The organism is uncultured Meiothermus sp. (assembly GCF_937863175.1).
Taxonomy (GTDB): domain Bacteria; phylum Deinococcota; class Deinococci; order Deinococcales; family Thermaceae; genus Meiothermus.
This window is the reverse complement of record NZ_CALMCQ010000356.1, coordinates 1-2,932: the sequence shown is the minus strand read 5'-3', so window position 1 is coordinate 2,932 and position 2,932 is coordinate 1. Positions and strand designations below refer to the sequence as shown.

Genomic DNA, 2,932 nt, shown 5'->3' with positions numbered 1-2,932 from the left:
CTCGAGTCCAACCATTACCCCCTCAGCCCAGGCCTGCTGGGAGCCCTCGAGCCCAGCAACCCGGCCCATCCGGTTGGGGAACTCCTCGAGCAGTATCAGGCCCAGGGGTATCTCTGGTTGCAGAGTTTCTTGCCCAGGACAGAGGTGGAGGCCTTCCGCCGACACTTCTTCAGCGCCTTTCGGGATACCGGGATCCTCACGCCCGGCAGCGACCCCGCCCTGGGCCTCTGGTCGGGTCAGGCCGAAGACCGCACCCTGGCTTCCAAGCGCCTGATGGAAGTGGTGCGAAGCGCAGCCTACGAGTCTTTTTGCCTGCATCCGCGCCTGTGGCAATTCCTCGATGCGTTTCTGGGCGGCCCGGCCTATCTGCACAAGCGCAAAATCATCCGCTACACCAAACCCGGCGACAAGAGTGCAACCGGCGCCCACTACGACCTGGTCTATCTGCGCGGAGGCACCAACCGTTTTTGCACCGTCTGGATTCCCATCGGCGACTGCCCCATCGAAATGGGCGGTCTGGTGTACCTCGAGGGCTCGCATACCAAAGGACAGGCCCTCGAGGCCCAGTTTGCTCAACAAAACCAGCCGCTTCCTCCCGAAGAACGTCTTAATGCCTTCAACAAAAACATGGGCGAGAATGGCTGGATCAGCAAAGATCTACCCGCCCTGGCCGCCAAGTTTGCCACCCGCTGGCTAGCTGCCGACTATCAAGCCGGCGACATCATGCTGCACTCGCCCTACATGATCCACGCTGCTACCACCAACCAGGACGCAAAGGGCAGACTTCGGCTCTCCACCGACATCCGCTACCAGAACGTGCGCGACGAGATTGACGCCCGCTGGAGCAACCACTGGACCTTGGAGGATATGCTCTGATGCCGACACATGTCGAAGGTCGAGAACCTTCCCGGCCCCAGACCTTCGACTTTCGACCTTTGACAAACCCAAATCGGAAGCCGGAAACTTACACAGCACCATACTGGCCAACAACTGATGCTAGGAGTCTGCTATTACCCCGAACACTGGCCCCGCGAGCACTGGGCCGAGGATGCCCGGCGCATGCGTGCGCTGGGCCTGACCTATGTGCGCATTGGCGAGTTTGCCTGGAGTCGCATAGAGCCCGATCCGGGACGCTTTACCTGGGAGTGGCTGGACGAGGCCATCGAAACCCTGGGCAGTGCTGGACTAAAGATTGTGCTGGGCACCCCCACCGCCACCCCGCCCAAGTGGCTGGTAGACCGGCACCCCGAGGTTCTTGCCTATGACGCCTTGGGCCGCCCTCGCCGGTTCGGCTCGCGCCGCCACTACACCCACAGCAGCCGGGTGTATGTACAGGAATCCCGCCGCATCGTGACAGAGTACGCCCGTCGCTACGGCCAGAACCCCCACCTTGTGGGCTGGCAGACCGACAACGAGTACGGCTGCCACGATACCGTGCGCAGCTACGGCCCCGAAGACCTGCGGGCTTTCCGGGACTGGCTGAAGGCCAAGTACCAGCACATTGACAGGCTCAACAACGCCTGGGGCAGTGTCTTCTGGAGCATGGAGTACCGCAGTTTCGACGAGGTGAACTTGCCCCACCTCACCGTCACCGAACCCAACCCCAGCCACGTGCTGGACTTCTACCGGTTCAGCTCCGATCAGGTGGTGGCCTACAACAAAATGCAGGTAGAAGTGATCCGCCAGCACTCGCCTGAACGCTTTATTGCCCACAACTTCATGGGTTTCTACACCCATTTCGACCACTTTGCCTTGGCCGACGACCTGGATGTGGCCTCCTGGGACTCCTATCCCCAGGGCTTCACCGACCGCGAGGCCCCCATCTCCGACGAACGCAAGCTGCACTATGCCCGCGCCAGCCACCCCGACATCGCGGCCTTTCACCACGACCTCTACCGGGGCGCCAGGGCCCGCTGGTGGGTGATGGAGCAACAGCCAGGGCCGGTCAACTGGGCCCCCAACAACCCTGCCCCCGCCCCCGGCATGGTGCGGCTGTGGACCTGGGAAGCCTTCGCGCACGGGGCGGAGGTGGTGAGCTACTTCCGCTGGCGGCAGGTACCCTTCGCCCAGGAGCAGATGCACGCCGGACTCAACCGCCCCGACTATCAGCCCGACCTGGGCTATTTCGAAGCCAAACAAGTGGTGGAAGAGCTGGCCCGGTTGCCCTTGCCCGAAACGACCCTGGCCCCGGTGGCGCTGATCTATGACTATGAGGCCAGCTGGCTCTTCGAGGTTCAGCCTCACGGCACGGGCTGGAACTACACCGTGCTGTGCATGCACTTCCATACCGCGCTGCGCGAACTGGGTCTGAGCGTGGATTTTGTGCGTCCCGGAGCCGATCTATCGGGCTATAAGCTGGTGGTTGCACCCAGCCTACCCATTTTGCGCCAAAGAACCTTGCTAGCACTCGAGAAGACCCCTTGCCCCATCGTGTTTGGCCCGCGCACCGGTGCCAAAACCGAGCACTTCCAGATTCCACCCAGCCTGCCCCCCGGAGCCCTGCAAAACCTGTTACCCCTCAAGGTCACGCGGGTGGAAAGTTACCGTCCTGGGCTGGCCGATACCGTTTTTTTTGGCGGGAAGAAGTGGAAGGCCGAGGTGTGGAAGGAGTGGATCGAGTCAGACTTGCAGCCGGTCGCAACCTTTAGCGACGGGAAGGGGGCCATCTATCAGCACCACCACCTGCACTACCTGGGTTTCTGGCCCAGCCGTGAGTTTCTCAGTGCCTACCTGGGTCAGATGGTTAGAGCCCTGGGGTTGCCAGTAACCCCGATGCCCGAGGGGATGCGGGTGCGGCAACGGGGAAACCTGGTATTTGCCTTCAACTACGCCGACCATCCGCAGGAGGCCCCAGCACCCCGAGGAGCCGACTTTGTGCTGGGAAGCCCCACCGTCGCCGCCTATAATTTGAGCATCTGGAAACAGGGGTGAG

General features: G+C 62.1%; 2 protein-coding genes. Both read left to right on the top strand.

All coding sequences use genetic code 11. The annotated features are described in order from the left end of the window. On the top strand, positions 1–876 hold an 876-nt coding region (locus tag Q0288_RS13440; protein WP_299431254.1), incomplete at its 5' end, for a phytanoyl-CoA dioxygenase family protein. 117 nt (positions 877–993) lie between these two features. Then, positions 994–2,931, top strand: a complete 1,938-nt coding sequence (locus tag Q0288_RS13435) for a beta-galactosidase (protein WP_299431252.1) — start codon at positions 994–996, stop codon at positions 2,929–2,931. The last annotated feature ends 1 nt before the right edge of the window (position 2,932 follow it).